We start from the raw sequence: 14,705 nt of genomic DNA, 5'->3' as shown, positions 1-14,705 counted from the left end.
GTGCCGAAGGCGGGGCGCGAAGCGGTGTGGGCGGCGGCCTACGCTCGCTTCGCCGGCCCGGCCGCGCATGGCCCTGTGGAACAATCTTCGCCACTACCCATGCTGCATCCGCCTCGCCACTTCGTCTACCTCGATGCCGTCGCGCGCGCGGGGTCGATCCGCAAGGCGGCCGAGAAGCTGCACGTGGCCTCGACGGCGCTCAACCGCAAGATCCTCGAGATCGAGTCCGACATCGGCACGCCGCTGTTCGAGCGCCTGCCGCGCGGCGTGCGCCTCACGGCAGCGGGCGAGGTGCTGATCACCGCGGTGCGGCGCAGCATGGCCGACATGCGCTCGGCCGAGTCGCAGATCGAGCAGCTGCGCGGGCTGGTGCGCGGCACGGTGCGCATCGGCTGCGCCGAATCGGTCGCGACCGACCTGATCCCCGGCACCATCGCGCACTACCAGCAGACGCATCCGGGCGTGCAGTTCCAGATCGTCTCGGGCGTGACGGGCAACCTGGTCGCGTCGCTGATGGCCGACGATGTCGAACTGATCCTGGTGCACGACCCGCAGCCGTCGGAGACGCTGCGCGTGATCAGCGCGATCGCACAGCCGCTGTGCGCAATGCTGCGGCCCGACCACCCGCTGGCGAAGCGCGCCACGCTGCGGCTGGCCGATTGCCAGAAGTACATCGTGGCGCTGGGCGACCGGTCGTTCGGCAGCCGCCGGCTGCTCGACGACGTGATGGCGCGCTCGCGCATCGCGCTGCAGGTCGCGCTGGAGGCCAGCACTGTGCAGACGCTCAAGGAGTTCACGCGGCAGACGGGCGCGATCAGCTTCCAGTTCCAGATCGGCACGCTCAACGAGGTGCGCCGCGGCGAGCTGGTGTCGATCCCGCTGTCGGACCGGGCGCTGGCGCACAGCCAGCTGGTGCTGGCGGCGCGCGCCGGCCGCATGTTGCCGATCGCCACGCTGTCGTTCATGGAAACGCTGGTCAACCGGCTGGCGGCGCTGCCGGGCTGAGCGGGCCTTCGGGCGCGTGGCCGCGAACGCGGCGAATCTTCCACTGCACACAATTTGCGCTCGGTCCGAGCGAAACATTGCGCTGGAAGTTTGCACCCCGGCTGCCCATACTGCGTTCATCTGTTGCACCGCAGCATCCATGAACGCCCACACGCTCCTTCCCCCAGGCACCGCGCCGACGCAGGCCGCCACGCGTCCGCGCCTGGCCGTGCACCGGCTGCCGATGGCGCATCCGGGCGACCTCTCGGCGCTTGCCGCGCTGTTCGACCAGGGCGCGATCGAACCCGCGCAGGTGGTGGCCGTGATCGGCAAGACCGAAGGCAATGGCGGCGTCAACGACTTCACGCGCGGCTACTTCACGCAGACCCTGATGAACCTGCTGGCCGCGCGCCTGGGCCGGCCGGCCACCGAACTGCTGCGCGAGCTGCCCTGCATCCTGTCGGGCGGCACCGAGGGTGTGCTGAGCCCGCACTACGTGGTGTTCGCCCGCAGCGGGCGACCCGCAGCGGACGCGGCCGCCGGGCCCGGCCCGGGCGCGCTCGCGATCGGCACGGCCGTCAGCGCGCCGCTGCCCGCGCAGCATGTCGGGCGCTGGGCGCAGGTGGCGTCGGTTGCCGACGCGGTGCGCGAGGCGATGCGCGATGCCGGCATCGCCCGCACCGAGGACGTGGCCTTCGTGCAGGTCAAGTGCCCCTGCGTGACGGCCGCGCGCGCCCAGGCCGCCGCCGCAGCCGGCCACACGGTGCTGACCGCCGACTCGGGCCGCTCGATGGCGGCGGCGCGCGCCGCCGGCGCTTTCGGCGTGGCGATCGCACTGGGCGAGCTGCCCGACGACCCGGCGCTGGAGGCCGCGATGGGGGTCGACTTCGAGCGCTTCTCCCGCCGCGCGAGCATTTCGTCGGGCGTCGAGGTCGAGGCCAACGAAGTGATCGTGCTCGGCCACAGCGCGGCATGGGAAGGCACGCTGCGCATGGCCTGCGCACCGATGCGCGACGCGCTGGACATCGGCGCGGTGGCCGAGGCGCTGCGGCCGCTGGGCATGAACGCAGCGCCCCAGCTGGGCGCGGCCGATGCAGCACGGGTGGCGGCGGTGTTCGTCAAGTGCGAGCCCGACCGCCGCGGCCACGTACGCGGCCTGCGCCACACCATGCTCGACGACACCGACATCAATGCCCAGCGCCACATCCGCGGCGCGGTCGGCGGCATGGTGGCCGGCGTGCTGGGGGACGCGCGCATCTTCGTTTCGGGGGGCGCCGAGCACCAGGGACCGGACGGCGGCGGACTGGTCGCGGTGATCGCGCACGCGGCATGACGGCACGCTTGCAAACCGATGCCGGCGCGGACTTGGTACGCATCCTGCAGGTGCCCGCACCCACCATGCACGCCACCGGCCACGCCTTCGAACAACGCCATCCCCGGCAACACCGGCGTCGCGCGCCCGCCGCGGCGGCGCCTCTCAGCGAGAGCTCATCCGCATGAAGATCGTGATCATCGGTGCCGGCGTGGCCGGCGCCATCCTGGCCCGCCGGCTCGCCGCGCTGCCCGGCATTGAACTGCATTGCCTGGAGCGCGTCGGCCCCGACGACCACTCCGAGGCCGGCACCGGCCTGAACGTGGGCCCCAACGCGGTCAAGGCGCTGCGCCTGTGCGACGCGGCGCTGGCCGCCGAGGTCGAGGCCGCAAGCCTGCCGTGGAAGCACTGGCAGATCGCGCTGACCGACGGTACGGTGCTGTTCGACCTGCCGCTGTCGCAGGTGGCGGACAACCCCGGCATCCGCATCCGCTGGTCGGAGCTCTACCGCGTGCTGCGCGAAGGCGCGGGCGCGGCGATCCGGTACGACTGCGAGATCGCGTCGATCGCCGGGGCCACGGGCGGCGGCGGACGCACCGCCGTGCGCTACGTCCAGGGCGGCGTCGAGCACCGCATCGACGACATCGACCTGCTGGTCGGCGCGGACGGCCGCTATTCCGCCACCCGCGCCGCGTTCTCGGGCCTGCCCGAGCCGCGCCATGTGGGCGTGGCGATCCTGCGCACGCTGGTGCCCGACACCAGCGCCGGCCTGATCGACGACTACGGCCAGTGGTTCAACGGCCCGCACCGGCTGCTGGCCTTCCGCGTGCCGCCGGGCCATGTCTACATCGCGGCGACCTACCCGGTCGAACCCGGCGCGCCGCTGCGCGACGAATGGAAGACCGAAGCCACGATGCGCGCCACCTACCAGCCCGCGAAGGGTGCGCCGAGCGCGCAGGTGCAATGGCTGATGGACGCCATGTGCGCGAACCTGCCGCACAGCCACTGGGCCCGCATGCAGGAGTCCGACGTGCTGTTCGGCGAAGCCGATTTCAATGTGATGTACCTGGGCGACAGCGCCCACGGCATGGCACCCACGCTGGGCCAGGGCGCGACCCAGGCCATGGAGGACGCCTGCGCCGCCGCGCTGATCCTCGAGCGCGAGATCCGCGCCGGCCGCCGGGCGCCGCGCAGCTGGCTGGCGCTGGTGGACGCCGCGCGGCGCGAGCGCATCCGCTTCGCGATGGCGCTGTCGATCACGGCCACCGACACCATGCTGGCCGGCGCCGATCCGGTGGCCGGAACGCGCTGGAAGACCGGGCCCGGGTTCCTCGGCGACCTTTCCACCCTGTTCCGCGACGTGTCGCTGGGGCTGCGCGAGCCGGTGCCTGCGCCATGACAACAACGAACGCCGCCATCACGCACGGCCTCTTCCATCTTGCGATCAAGACCGCGGACCTCGGCCGCACCCGCGCCTTCTGGACCGGCGTGATCGGCCTGCGCGAGATCGCGCGGCCCGACTTCGGCTACCCCGGTGCATGGCTGGCCTGCGGACAACCGGGCGGCCAGGCCATCATCCACGTCTATGCCGGCGGCCCGGCGCTGGGCCAGGGCGGCCAGGTGCCGCACGGCAGCGGCGCCATCGACCACGTGTCGCTGGCCTGCTCGGGCTACCACGCCTACGTCGCGCGCTTTCGCGCCGCGGGGCTGGACTGGCGCGAATTCCTCGTGCCCGGCACCACGCTGTGGCAGCTGTTCGTGTACGACCCGAGCGGCGTGCAGCTCGAGCTCACCTTCGAAGGCGCTGTGGAAGACGGCGCGCCGCCCGACATGTCGGCCGCGCGCGTGTATCGCGCCGGCAGCTCCTTCTTCGACCCGCTGACCTATCCCGCCCTGACCCCGCCACCCCGTTCCGGAGAACCCCACGATGCCACCCCCTGAGCTTTCTTTCGCCGCGCCCCTTCGTGCCGCCACCCGTCTCGCCGGCGCCGTGGCCTTCGTCCTCGCCGCGTTCGCGGTGCTGCCGGCCCAGGCAGCCGACCGGATCAAGGTCGGCGTGTTTCCCTCGAGCGCGGCGCTGCCGTTCTACGTGGCCGTGAACCGCGGCTACTTCAAGGAGGCCGACCTGGAGATCGAGGAGGTGCCCATGACCAGCCACCCGCTGACCGTGCAGGCGCTGGTGTCGAACGGCATCGACGCGGCGGTGAACCTGGTGACGCTCGAAGGCGCCAACATGGAATCGCGGCGGCCCAACACGCTGAAGTACATCTCGCTCAACGGGCAGAACGCGCAGCACGTGATCGAGCAGTTCGTCGTCAAGGCCGACAGCCCGGCGCGGACGCTGAAGGATTTCAGGAACGGCTTCAAGCTGTTCTCGGCGCCCGGCCCCGCCAACATCGGCGCAGCGCGCGCGGTGCTCAGGAAGGTGGGCCTGGCCGAAGGCCGCGACTTCACGATCCAGGAGCAGCAGATCGGCGTGCACCTGGGCGCACTGCAGTCGGGCACCTTCGACGGCGGCTACACGCTCGAGCCGTCGGCCACCATCATGGTCGCGCAGAAGATCGGCAAGCGCATCGAGGCCGGCGTGATCTCCACCTACCTGCTGGGCAACAAGAGCGCCTCGGCCTTCGCGGCCGGCGCCGTGATGTCGGGCAGGTTCATGGCCGACAAGCCCGACGTGGCCCGGCGCTTCGCGGCCGCGTGGGCGCGCGGCGTGAAGGAAGCGCAGGCCGACAGCAGCGCGCGCGGCTACCTGGTGCAGGGCATGAAGGTGCCGCCCGAGCTGGCCGCCACCGTGCCGCTGCCGCGCATCGTGATGGCCAGGGACATGACCCCCGCCGACGTGGACGACTTCCAGAAGTTCCTGGACATCGGCACCGAGCTGGGCGTGGTCAAGGACAGGATCGACGGCAAGGCGCTGGTGCGGGCCTTCTGATGCGCACCATGAGCACCCATCTGCCGATCGGCACCGCCGCGCCCGATGCCGCGGATGCCGGCGCCTCGCACCGCTGGTACCCGAAGGGCACGCACATCACGATCCGCGGGCTGACCAAGCGCTTCCAGGACGCGACCATCTACGACAACTTCGACCTCGACATCCCGAAGGGAAAGATCGTGTCGGTGTTCGGCCCCAACGGCTGCGGCAAGAGCACGCTGATCAACATGATCGCGGGCATCCTGCCGTGCGACAGCGGCCAGATCCTGTTCGAGGGCAAGGAAGCGCGCGAGACACGCATCGGCTACGTGTTCCAGAACTACCGCGAGGCGGTGTTCCCGTGGCTGCGCGCAATCGACAACATCCGCTACCCGCTGCAGTACCTGAACCTGTCGAAGGTGGAGCAGCAGTCGCGCATGGACAGGCTGATGGAGAGCTTCGACGTCAGGCTCGACCTGCAGCGCTACCCCTATCAGATGTCGGGCGGCCAGCAGCAGCTGGTGTCGATCATGCGGGCACTGGTGGTCGACCCCGAGGTGCTGTTCCTCGACGAGCCTTTCTCCGCGCTCGACTACGAGATGGTGATGTTCCTGCGCGAACGGCTGCAGAAGGTGCTGGTCGAACGCCGGACCACCACCTTGCTGGTCTCGCACGACCTCGACGAGGCCGTGCTCTTGGCCGACGAAGTGCTGCTGCTGACCAAGCGGCCCACGCGCGTGGCCGAGAACCTGCCCTTCGACGTGGCGCGCCCGCGCACGGCCGACACCACGATCACGCCGGCCTTCATCGCCACCAAGACCCGCGCGCTGGACGTGTTCCAGCGGGAGGTGCGCAAGCCATGAGCCTCGCCCATCGAGCCAACGCCTTCGGCGCCCGCTTGCGGCCGCTGTTCGGCATCGCCGCGCTGATCGGCCTCTGGGCCTTCGTGCATGCGACACGCGCGGTCGACCCGGTGCTGCTGCCCTCGCCGCTCGAGGCCCTCGCGGCCTTCTGGAACGGCCTGGCGCACGGCACGCTGTGGGGCGACTTCTTCAAGACCATCGTGCGCACCGTCACGTCCTTCGGCCTCGCGCTCCTGACCGCGGTGCCGCTCGGCATCGTGCTGGGGTCGAACGAGAAGATCTACGAATCGATCGAGTTCGCGATCGACTTCTTCCGCTCGACGCCAGCCTCGGCCATGTTTCCGCTGTTCCTGGTGCTGTTCGGCGTCGGCGAGGCCACCAAGATCGCGGTCGCGGCCTTCGGCGCGGCGCTGGCCATCCTGTTCAACGTTGCCTACGGCGTGATGAGCGCGCGCAAGCAGCGCCAGCTCGCGGCCAAGGTGATGGGCGCGCCGCGCTGGCGCGTGCTGACCGACGTGATCCTGCTCGAATCGATGCCGCAGGTGTTCGTCGGCATGCGCTCGGGCGTGTCGATCGCACTGGTGATCGTGATCGTGGCCGAGATGTTCATCGGCTCCACCGATGGCCTCGGCCAGCGCATCATGAATGCGCAAACCATTTTCGACATGCCCGACATGTACGCCTCGATCTTCGCGGCGGGCCTGCTCGGCTATGTGATGAACCTCGTGTTCCTGGTGGCGGAGCGGCGCTTCGTGCACTGGGGCGGAAAGTAATGCAAGCCATGACCCTTTCCATGACCGACATCAACCTGCCCGCCGTGCTCGCCGAAGTCGAGGCCGCGTTCGCCGAGTACGAGCGTGCGCTCGTCACCAACGACGTGCCGGTGCTCGACAGGCTCTTCTGGGATTCGCCGCACACGCTGCGCTACGGCGCCGGCGAGAACCTCTACGGCTACGACGCGATACGCGCGTTCCGCCAGGGCCGGCCTGCGGTCAACCTCGAGCGCGAGATCACCGCCAGGGCCATCACCACCTTCGGGCAGGACTTTGCGGTCGCGAACGTCGAGTTCAGGCGCGCGGGCAGCGACCGCACGGGCCGCCAGAGCCAGACCTGGGCGCGCCTGCCGGAGGGCTGGCGCGTGGTGTCGGCGCACGTGAGCCTGATGGGCTAGGGCCCGCGCTATTTCTTCGGCTGGCCCTTCATCATGTCGACGACGTTCATCTTCATGCCGTTGCCCATGATCATGTCGCCGGGCTTCTGCCCGGCCTTGCACGGGCCAACCCACTTCGCCTCCATGACGAAGCTCCCGCTGGATCTGCCCATCATCGGCGGCTTGTAGGTCGAGCTGCTTTCCATCCGGTAGCTGGAACCGAAGTCGCCCGTGACCACCGCGTGGCTGGTGGCGGTGGTGGTGCCCATCTTGCACACGGAATCGATCACCAGCGTGCTGCCTTCCCTGCGCATCTCCTGCTTCGAGCAGGCGTCCTTGCCCATGCCCTGCCCCATGTCGCGCAGCGCCTGGTCGGTGGCGGCGTCGATGCACTGCTGGATGGTCTGCGCCGGCGCGCTGCTGGCGCCACCGGCGCCGTCCCCCATCTTCATCTCCCAGAGGCCGGGCTTGCGCGCGGGATAGTCGATGGCCAGCGCGGGCAAGGCCGTGCTGCAAGCCAGCATGAAAAGGGCAATGGCGGATGGACGAATCTTCATGGCGGGCTCCGCGTCGGTTCGAAGAAAAGGATGCCCGGGTTCTACCGCGCGCGGCGCGCAGTTGGAATAGCGCAATCGGCCTACGCCGGCCGTGCCTGCACCGCCGCTGCCGCCGCCACGGCCTTGCGGGGACGCGAGGCCAGCCCGAAGCCGATGCCGAGCGCCAGCCCGCCGAGCACGTCGACCAGCACGTGCTGGCGCACCGCCATCGTCGAATAGACGATGGCCACGGCCCACGCGATGTTGAGCGCGCGAGCCCATGCGGGTGCAGTCACCTCGCGCAGCTGCCGCGCGAGCACCACGCAGGCAAACACCGAGAACGACACATGCAGCGACGGAAACGCGTTGCCGGCCGCATCGACGGTTTTCAGCAGATGCAGCGTAGTGCCCGGGCTGGTGTCGATGCTGAAGTTCGGGATGGCCGTGGGCATGAACCAGAACACCACGAGCGCGATGCCCGTCATGAAGGCGCAGCCCAGCGCAAAGCTCCAGAGCTCCCGCCTGTCCTTGGCAAGGAACACCGGCAGCGCGATGTAGAGCCACAGCGAAAGATAGACCGGCAGCAGCGCCGGCCAGAAGGCGATCAGCCGGTCGAGCGCAGTGAGCGGCAGCGTCCAGGGCTGGCCGGCGTTCTTCATGATCCAGAAATACAGCGGAAAGAACCCCGCGGTCGCGACCGTGTTGCCGACCAGCTTCAGCGGCCAGAGCGCGCGGCACCGCCGGCCCAGGGCGCGAAGCCAGGGCTGTGGATTCGAAGGCGGCGGATCTTTGAAAGAAGAAGGTGTCATGAACGCCCGATGCGGTGCGCCTGGAACTCGCGCATGCGAGCCCGCGGCCCTACCAGGGCGTCCATTTTGATTCGCTTTGGGCCGAGGCCACCGTGCGCTCGATGAAGCGCACGCCGCGTGCGCCGTCTTCCACGCGTGGATAGTCGGCCGCGATGGCATCGGCCGGCTGGCCCGCATTCCGCGCGCGGATGTCGGCCACCACGCCGGCATAGATGTTGGCAAAGGCCTCGATGAAACCTTCGGGATGGCCGGCAGGCAGGCGGCTGGCGCGCTGCGCGGCCTCGCAAAGCCAGGGCGAGCCGCGCGTGAAGATCTGCTTCGGTCTGTCGTGCGGCAGGTGCACCAGTTGGCTCGGCTGCTCCTGCCGCCATTCGAGCGTTCCGAGCGTGCCCGAGACGCGCAGCCGCAGATCGTTCTCCAGGCCGGTGTTGATTTGCGAGGCAATCAGCACACCGCGCGCGCCGCCCTTGAAGCGCAGCAGCAGGCTGCCGTCGTCGTCGAGCATGCGGCCCGGCACCAGCGCGCTCAGGTCGGCGCACAGGCTCTCGATCTCCAGGCCGGTGACGCTGGCGACCAGGTTCTCGGCATGCGACCCGATGTCGCCGATGGCGCCGGCCGCGCCGCTCCGCGCGGGGTCGGTGCGCCAGTCGGCCTGTTTGTTGCCGGCGCCTTCGAGCTGGCTCGCGAGCCAGCCCTGGTTGTATTCGACCACCACCTTGCGCAGTTCGCCGAGCTGGCCCGAGCGGACCATCTCGCGCGCCTGCCGCACCATCGGGTAGCCGGTGTAGTTGTAGGTCACGCCGAACAGCGTGCCCTGCTTCTTCACGGCGGCGACCAGCGCGTCGGCCTGCGCGCGCGTGTGCACCAGCGGCTTGTCGCACACCACGTGGAAGCCGGCTTCGACGAAGGCCTGCGCGACCGGAAAGTGCACATGGTTGGGTGTGACGATCGAGACGAAGTCGATGCGCTCTTGCGGCGGGCGCTTCAGCTCGTCGGCCAGGAGCGACTGCCAGTCGCCATGGTTGCGGTCGTCCGCCAGGTGCAGGTCGCGCCCCGAGGCGCGCGCCTTCTCCGGACTCGACGACAGCGCGCCGGCCACGAGCTCGATCTGCCCGTCGAGCGCCATGGCGTTGCGGTGCACGGCGCCGATGAAGGCGTCGCGGCCGCCGCCGACCATGGCGCAGCGCAGTTTGCGAAGAGGTGTATCGGTCATGTCGTGTTTTTCAAGGAACACCGCGGAACCGGCTTTGCCGGGCCGCTGGTGTTGCCCCCGGTAGGGGGTTGGCGAAGCGACACGAAGTGCGCGCAGACTGGGGGCGAGCTTTAAAACGGCGAGTTCGGGTGATAGAAGTCCTTGGCGTTTTCCTTGGTGATCAGCACCGAAGGAATGATCGTCGTCGCGGGCAGCTTCTCGCCCTTCAGCCGCGCCTCGGCCGTGAGCTTGATCGCGTCGTAGATGAACTTGGGCGAGTAGCTCACGTCGGCGCCGATGCGCTTGTCCTTGCCGTCCATGATGGTCTTGACCATGCCCTTGGCGCCCGCGCCGCCAAAGACGATCTTGATGTCGTCGCGCTTGGCCTGCTCGATGGCCTTGAGCACGCCCACGGCCATGTCGTCGTCGGCCGCCCAGATGGCGTCGATGTTCTTGAAGCGCGTGAGGTAGTCCTGCGTGACCTTGAAGGCGTCGTCGCGGTTCCAGTTGGCGTACTTGGCGTCGAGCAGCTTGATGTCGGGATGGTTCTTGAGCACCGCGTTGAAGGCATCCATGCGCTCGTTGTCCAGCGTGGTGGCAATGCCGCGCAGTGCAACCACGTTGCCCTTGCCGCCGAGCTGCTTGGCGATGTACTCGGCCGGAATACGGCCGAAGGCGGTGTTGTCGCCGGCCACGTAGGCATCCTGCGCGCTGGTGTCGGTGAGGCCGCGGTCGACCACGGTCACGTAGGCGCCCTTGGCCTTGACCTGCGCCACCGGCTTGGTGAGCGCGGCCGATTCGAACGGGAACACCACCAGCGCATTGATCTTGGTGACGGTCGACAAGTCTTGCAGCTGGTTCGCCTGCTCGGGCGCGTTGGCTGCGGTCTTGATCGTGATCTTCAGGTCCTTGTGTTCCTTCTCCAGGTCTTTCTTCGCCTGGTTGGCCCAGTAGTTGATGCCGCCCATGAAGCTGTGCGTGGCCGCCGGAATCGAAACGCCGAGGTTCACTTTCTCGGCGGCGAATGCGGGCAGGCTCGCGAGCGCCGCGGCCGCCATGGCCGTGAGTGCGATGCGACGTGTGAAGAAACTTGTCATGCTGGATGTCTCCTTGTGGTTGATGAGTGAAAAGAAGGAACGAAACGCGAGCGCACTAGCGGCGCCCTCTTTGCAGGAACGCGACGATGATGATCACGAAGCCCTGCACCGCGGCGTTGAGGTACACGCTGATGATGCTGGTGAGGTTCAGGATGTTGCTGATGACCGAGAGCAGGATGGCGCCCACCACGGTGCCCGTGATGCTGCCCGCGCCGCCCTTGAGCGCGGTGCCACCGACGATCACCGCGGCAATCGCCTCGAGCTCCCACAGCAGGCCCGTGGTCGGCGACGCCGATCCGAGGCGCGGCACGTACAGCAGCGTGGCAATGCCCACGCACACGCCCAGCAGCACGTAGGTGAGGATCTTCACGCGGTCCACATCCACCGCCGCATAGCGCGCGACCTGTTCGTTGGAGCCGATGGCCTGCACGTAGCGCCCGTAGGCCGTGCGGTTCAGGATGACGCCGCCGATGATCGCGACGATCACGAACACCCACACCGGCACCGGAATGCCCGCGAGGCTTGCGTAGTACACCGGCGCATAGAGGTCCGACAGGTCGTTGTCGAGCGTGAGCGCGCCGCCATCGGCAAAGTACGTGAGATAGGCGCGGAAGATGCCGAGCGTGCCCAGCGTGACGATGAAGGGCTCGATGCGCCCCTTGGTGATCAGGAGCCCGTGCGCCAGACCGAACAGCGCACCCAGCACCACCGCGAGCACCGCGCCCATCACCACGGCCATCAGCGGCGAGCCCGAGGCCGGACCGGCCCAGTTGATGAACATGATCACGCTGCCCGCGATGAGCGCCGCCATCGAGCCTACCGACAGGTCGATGCCGCCGGAGATGATCACGAAGCACATGCCCACCGCGATGATGCCGATGAAGGCCGTGCGCGTGAGCACGTTCATCGCGTTGTCGACGGTCGCGAAGTCGCTGTTCAGCAGCGTGCCGCCGATGCACAGCAGCACCAGGCCGATGACCGGGCCGAGCCCGTGCAGGTACTCGGTCCAGCGCGGCTTGCCCTCGCTGCGGTGTTGCGCGGCTTCAGGCTGCGGCATGGGTGTCTGCTGTTCCGGTGGCATGAGCGATGAGCTCCTCTTCAGTCAAGTGGTCTGCGTCCAGCGTGGCAACGAGGCGGCCCGCGCGCATCACCGCCACGCGGTGGCACAGGCCGATGAGTTCCATCAGCTCCGACGAGATGACGATCACCGCGAGCCCTTCGCGGGCAAGTCGCTGGATCAGAAAGTAGATGTCGCGCTTGGCGCCGATGTCGACGCCGCGCGTGGGCTCGTCGAGCACCACCACCTTCGGCTTCGGCTGCAGCACCTTGGCGAGCGCGAGCTTCTGCTGGTTGCCGCCCGAGAGCGACGAGGCGCGCACGTCGAGCGAGCCGGTGCGGATGCCGTAGTCCTTCACCGCCTCGGCCAGCGCGCCGCGTTCGGCGTCGGGCTGGAGCCAGGGCTGCGCATAGCGTTCGAGCGCCATCAGCGTGAGGTTCTGGCGCAGGCCGAAGTTCACGTGCAGGCCTTTGCCCTTGCGGTCCTCGCTCAGATAGGTGAGCCCGTGCCTGGCGGCGTCGCGCGGATTGCGCCAGCCCTTGTGGTGGGGCACCGGCCTGCCGAGCATCTCGACTTGGCCGCTCGCGGGCCTGAGGCCCAGCAGGCCTTCGAACAGTTCGGTGCGGCCCGCGCCGACCAGGCCCGCGAAGCCGAGGATCTCGCCGGGGCGCACCTCGAAGCTCGCGTCCTGTGCCCAGCCGGGCACGTTGAAGCTGCGCACGCGCATGGCGGGCGCATCGGCGGCCACCACCAGGTCGCGCGGCGGGTACAGGTCGGCAAGCTCGCGGCCCACCATGAGGTTGGCCATCTGGTGGCGCGTGACCTGGGGCGTGGGCGCGCGCGCCACGAAGCGGCCGTCGCGCATCACGATCACCTCGTCGGTCACCTGCTCCACTTCGTCGAGCTTGTGCGAGATGTAGACGATGGTCACGCCGTCGCCGCGCAGCTGCGCGATGAGCTTGAAGAGGCGTTCGGTTTCGCCCGGGGTCAGCGTGGCGGTCGGCTCGTCCATGACCAGCAAACGTGCGCGGCGCGCGATGGCCTTGGCAATTTCGACGAGCTGCTTCTCGGCCACGATGAGCCGGCGCACCTTGGTGCGCGGATCGACCTGCAGGCCCACTGCGGCAAGGGCAGCCGCAGCGTCGCGCTCCATCGCGGCATCGTCGAGCAGCCAGCCCTTCTTCTTTTCATGGCCCAGGAAGATGTTCTGCGCCACGCTCAGGTCTTCGGCGAGATTGAACTCCTGGTGGATCAGCACGATGCCCAGCGCCTCGGCGTCGCGCGAGCTCGTGAATTGCTGCGGCTGGCCGTTGATGCGCAGCGTGCCGCCGGTGAGCGGCTCGTAGCCCGACAGGATCTTCATCAGCGTGGACTTGCCCGCGCCGTTCTCGCCGAGCAGGCCGTACACATGGCCGGGCGCCAGCGAGAAACTCACGCCGTGCAGCACCTGCACCGGGCCGAAGGCCTTCACCACGCCGTCGAATTCGACCGCGACGCTTCCCTTGGTTTCTGCTTCTGCCGTCATGGCGCCACTCCGCGGACCTTCAGTGTTTCGTGCATCGCGAGCACGCCGGCACCCACCAAGCCGCCCTGCACGCCCAGCGGCGTGTACTGGATTTCCAGGTGCCGCGTCGAAAGCGCAAGCGAGCGCTGGTACACGCTCTGCCGCACGGCCGCCAGGAACAGCGGCCCGATGCGCGTGATGCCGCCGCCGATGAACACGTGCGACGGATTGAAGAAGTTCACCACCGACGCCAGCATCTGGCCGATGAGGTTGCCCGCGCGCTGGATGATGCCGTTAGCCGCCGTATCGCCGGCGCGGCTCGCCTGGCCGACGTCGACGGCATCGATGCGGCCATGCACGCGCAGGCACTCGGCCAGCATGGCGCTTTCGCCGGCTTCGGCCGCCTGCACCGCCATGCGCGTGATGGCCGGCCCCGCGGCCATGGCCTCGACGCAGCCGACATTGCCGCAGTGGCAGCGCGGACCGTCCTGGTCGACGCAGATGTGGCCCACGTCGCCGGCCGAACCGGCGGCGCCGCGATAGACCTCGCCGTGGCAGACGATGCCGCAACCGATGCCGGTGCCGATCTTGATCACGAGGAAGTTGTTGAGCGAGCGCTTCAGCCGCCAGAGCTCGCCGAGCGCCATCAGGTTCACGTCGTTGTCGACAAAGACGGGCGCCGCATAGTCTTCGCGCAGGTAGTCGCGGATCGAGAAGCTGTCCCAGGCCGGCATCAGCGGTGGATTCACGAGCTGGCCGATCTCGAAGTTGACGGGGCCCGGCACGCCGATGCCGATGCCCAGCACGTCCTTCGGGCCATGGCCGCAGCGCGCGAGCAGCTCGCGCATCAGCACGCGCACCCGCGCCAGCACCACGGCCGGGCCTTCGCGCACGTCGGCCGGTTCGTCGTGCTGCGCGAGCACGGAGAGGTCGGGGCGCAGCACCGCGACGTCGAGGCTGGTGGCGCCAATGTCGATGCCGACCAGCACACCCAAGCCGGCATGCAGCTGCAGGTTTTCGGCGCGACGCCCGCCCGAGGAGCGCTGCAGGCCCGCTTCGGCCAGCAGGCCCTGCTCGACCAGGCCGGCGATCAGCGCATTGGCCTTGCTTTTGGAGAAACCGAGCTGTTCGGCCATGGCATGGCGCGAGCCGCCGGCTGACCAGAAGGTGGTCTCCAGCAACCGCATCTCGTCCGCAGTGATGCCACTCCAGGGTGCCACGCGCTTTGTCTCCAGATATTCTTTTGGCCATCGGCTGCAGCAACTGCAGTCCAGGGCGAAGGCGAAT

General features: G+C 68.9%; 15 protein-coding genes. 8 read left to right on the top strand and 7 right to left on the bottom strand.

Annotation, left to right across the window (positions count from 1 at the left end):
• Positions 1 to 99: 99 nt before the first annotated feature.
• From L1081_RS22615 to hpxZ, 8 genes are all read left to right on the top strand, one after another.
• A complete protein-coding gene (locus L1081_RS22615) occupies positions 100 to 1,005 on the top strand; it encodes a LysR substrate-binding domain-containing protein (RefSeq protein ID WP_489414160.1) in 906 nt (301 codons plus the stop codon).
• A 139-nt stretch (positions 1,006 to 1,144) separates the two neighbouring features.
• Positions 1,145 to 2,317: a cyanuric acid amidohydrolase gene (atzD, locus tag L1081_RS22610; RefSeq protein ID WP_489414159.1), complete on the top strand. Its 1,173-nt coding sequence runs from the start codon at positions 1,145 to 1,147 to the stop codon at positions 2,315 to 2,317.
• A gap of 163 nt (positions 2,318 to 2,480) precedes the next feature.
• Positions 2,481 to 3,695 carry an FAD-dependent monooxygenase gene (locus tag L1081_RS22605; RefSeq protein ID WP_489414158.1) on the top strand — a complete coding sequence of 405 codons (1,215 nt, stop codon included), beginning with the start codon at positions 2,481 to 2,483 and terminating at the stop codon, positions 3,693 to 3,695.
• Positions 3,692 to 4,237 (top strand): VOC family protein, encoded by a 546-nt coding sequence (locus L1081_RS22600; protein WP_369649112.1) that lies wholly within the window; start codon positions 3,692 to 3,694, stop codon positions 4,235 to 4,237. The genes L1081_RS22605 and L1081_RS22600 overlap by 4 nt, the downstream gene beginning before the upstream one ends.
• A 49-nt stretch (positions 4,238 to 4,286) precedes the next feature.
• Complete coding sequence (locus tag L1081_RS22595; protein ID WP_489414157.1) at positions 4,287 to 5,231, top strand: ABC transporter substrate-binding protein; 945 nt, start codon at positions 4,287 to 4,289, stop codon at positions 5,229 to 5,231.
• An 8-nt stretch (positions 5,232 to 5,239) separates the two neighbouring features.
• Positions 5,240 to 6,073 (top strand): ATP-binding cassette domain-containing protein, encoded by an 834-nt coding sequence (locus tag L1081_RS22590; RefSeq protein ID WP_489414156.1) that lies wholly within the window; start codon positions 5,240 to 5,242, stop codon positions 6,071 to 6,073.
• A complete protein-coding gene (locus L1081_RS22585; protein WP_489414155.1) occupies positions 6,070 to 6,846 on the top strand; it encodes an ABC transporter permease subunit in 777 nt (258 codons plus the stop codon). Before L1081_RS22590 ends, L1081_RS22585 begins: the two co-directional genes overlap by 4 nt.
• 8 nt (positions 6,847 to 6,854) lie before the next feature.
• A complete protein-coding gene (gene hpxZ / locus L1081_RS22580; protein WP_489414154.1) occupies positions 6,855 to 7,244 on the top strand; it encodes an oxalurate catabolism protein HpxZ in 390 nt (129 codons plus the stop codon).
• 8 nt (positions 7,245 to 7,252) lie between these two features.
• On the opposite strand, the gene L1081_RS22575 is transcribed toward hpxZ, so the two are convergent.
• From L1081_RS22575 to L1081_RS22545, 7 genes are all read right to left on the bottom strand, one after another.
• Positions 7,253 to 7,780 (bottom strand): DUF3617 family protein, encoded by a 528-nt coding sequence (locus L1081_RS22575; RefSeq protein ID WP_489414153.1) that lies wholly within the window; start codon positions 7,778 to 7,780, stop codon positions 7,253 to 7,255.
• A gap of 80 nt (positions 7,781 to 7,860) precedes the next feature.
• Positions 7,861 to 8,568, bottom strand: coding sequence for a phosphatase PAP2 family protein (locus L1081_RS22570; protein ID WP_489414152.1), 708 nt, complete (start codon positions 8,566 to 8,568; stop codon positions 7,861 to 7,863).
• Between the two features lie 49 nt (positions 8,569 to 8,617).
• Entirely contained in the window at positions 8,618 to 9,781 is a 1,164-nt protein-coding gene (locus tag L1081_RS22565) for a Gfo/Idh/MocA family protein (protein ID WP_489414151.1), read from the bottom strand.
• A 110-nt stretch (positions 9,782 to 9,891) separates the two neighbouring features.
• The gene (locus L1081_RS22560; protein WP_489416825.1) at positions 9,892 to 10,818 is read right to left on the bottom strand and encodes a substrate-binding domain-containing protein; all 927 of its coding nucleotides are present in this window, start codon (positions 10,816 to 10,818) and stop codon (positions 9,892 to 9,894) included.
• Between the two features lie 94 nt (positions 10,819 to 10,912).
• The gene (locus L1081_RS22555) at positions 10,913 to 11,914 is read right to left on the bottom strand and encodes an ABC transporter permease subunit (RefSeq protein WP_489414150.1); all 1,002 of its coding nucleotides are present in this window, start codon (positions 11,912 to 11,914) and stop codon (positions 10,913 to 10,915) included.
• On the bottom strand, positions 11,901 to 13,439 hold the full coding sequence (locus tag L1081_RS22550; RefSeq protein ID WP_489414149.1) for an ATP-binding cassette domain-containing protein: 1,539 nt from the start codon (positions 13,437 to 13,439) through the stop codon (positions 11,901 to 11,903). Before L1081_RS22550 ends, L1081_RS22555 begins: the two co-directional genes overlap by 14 nt.
• On the bottom strand, positions 13,436 to 14,605 hold the full coding sequence (locus L1081_RS22545; protein WP_489416824.1) for an ROK family protein: 1,170 nt from the start codon (positions 14,603 to 14,605) through the stop codon (positions 13,436 to 13,438). The genes L1081_RS22550 and L1081_RS22545 overlap by 4 nt, the downstream gene beginning before the upstream one ends.
• Positions 14,606 to 14,705 lie beyond the last annotated feature (100 nt).

The sequence above is a fragment of the Variovorax sp. MSC1_012 genome (assembly GCF_023667525.1).
GTDB lineage: Bacteria > Pseudomonadota > Gammaproteobacteria > Burkholderiales > Burkholderiaceae_C > Variovorax > Variovorax beijingensis_B.
Note: the sequence above shows the minus strand (reverse complement) of the source record. Positions and strands in the feature narration are given on the sequence as shown.

What these genes read in the sequence shown, in the direction of transcription:
- L1081_RS22555 (WP_489414150.1), bottom strand. Translation starts at nt 11,914, where the DNA reads ATGCCGCAGCCTGAAGCCGCGCAACACCGCAGCGAGGGCAAGCCGCGC.
- atzD (WP_489414159.1), top strand. Translation starts at nt 1,145, where the DNA reads ATGAACGCCCACACGCTCCTTCCCCCAGGCACCGCGCCGACGCAGGCC.
- L1081_RS22590 (WP_489414156.1), top strand. Translation starts at nt 5,240, where the DNA reads ATGAGCACCCATCTGCCGATCGGCACCGCCGCGCCCGATGCCGCGGAT.
- hpxZ (WP_489414154.1), top strand. Translation starts at nt 6,855, where the DNA reads ATGACCCTTTCCATGACCGACATCAACCTGCCCGCCGTGCTCGCCGAA.
- L1081_RS22585 (WP_489414155.1), top strand. Translation starts at nt 6,070, where the DNA reads ATGAGCCTCGCCCATCGAGCCAACGCCTTCGGCGCCCGCTTGCGGCCG.
- L1081_RS22615 (WP_489414160.1), top strand. Translation starts at nt 100, where the DNA reads ATGCTGCATCCGCCTCGCCACTTCGTCTACCTCGATGCCGTCGCGCGC.
- L1081_RS22545 (WP_489416824.1), bottom strand. Translation starts at nt 14,605, where the DNA reads ATGCGGTTGCTGGAGACCACCTTCTGGTCAGCCGGCGGCTCGCGCCAT.
- L1081_RS22565 (WP_489414151.1), bottom strand. Translation starts at nt 9,781, where the DNA reads ATGACCGATACACCTCTTCGCAAACTGCGCTGCGCCATGGTCGGCGGC.
- L1081_RS22605 (WP_489414158.1), top strand. Translation starts at nt 2,481, where the DNA reads ATGAAGATCGTGATCATCGGTGCCGGCGTGGCCGGCGCCATCCTGGCC.
- L1081_RS22560 (WP_489416825.1), bottom strand. Translation starts at nt 10,818, where the DNA reads ATGGCGGCCGCGGCGCTCGCGAGCCTGCCCGCATTCGCCGCCGAGAAA.
- L1081_RS22550 (WP_489414149.1), bottom strand. Translation starts at nt 13,439, where the DNA reads ATGACGGCAGAAGCAGAAACCAAGGGAAGCGTCGCGGTCGAATTCGAC.
- L1081_RS22575 (WP_489414153.1), bottom strand. Translation starts at nt 7,780, where the DNA reads ATGAAGATTCGTCCATCCGCCATTGCCCTTTTCATGCTGGCTTGCAGC.
- L1081_RS22570 (WP_489414152.1), bottom strand. Translation starts at nt 8,568, where the DNA reads ATGACACCTTCTTCTTTCAAAGATCCGCCGCCTTCGAATCCACAGCCC.
- L1081_RS22600 (WP_369649112.1), top strand. Translation starts at nt 3,692, where the DNA reads ATGACAACAACGAACGCCGCCATCACGCACGGCCTCTTCCATCTTGCG.